The organism is Kitasatospora phosalacinea (assembly GCF_000716545.1).
Taxonomy (GTDB): Bacteria; Actinomycetota; Actinomycetes; order Streptomycetales; family Streptomycetaceae; genus Kitasatospora; species Kitasatospora phosalacinea.
Map to the genome: position 1 here is coordinate 1 of NZ_JNWZ01000206.1, position 270 is coordinate 270.

A 270-nucleotide genomic window follows, 5' to 3' on the forward strand; every position below is an offset into this window, starting at 1 on the left:
CCGCCCAGCTGCTCGGCAACCCCGGCTTCGAGACCGGCAGCGCCAGCCCCTGGACCGCCTCCTCCGGCGTGGTCGACAACTCCTCCTCCGAGGCGGCCCACTCCGGTTCCTGGAAGGCGTGGATGGACGGCTACGGCTCCGCCCACACCGACAGCCTCTCGCAGACCGTCACCGTTCCGGCCGGCTGCAAGGCCACGCTGAGCTACTGGCTGCACATCGACACCGCCGAGACCGGCAGCACCGCGTACGACAAGCTGACCGTGACCGTCA

The 270-nt window shown here is 70.4% G+C and carries 1 pseudogene; it reads left to right on the forward strand.

Going from position 1 to position 270, the window contains the following annotated elements:
• Positions 1-270: pseudogene (locus OO48_RS34165) on the forward strand (M4 family metallopeptidase); the annotation flags it as partial.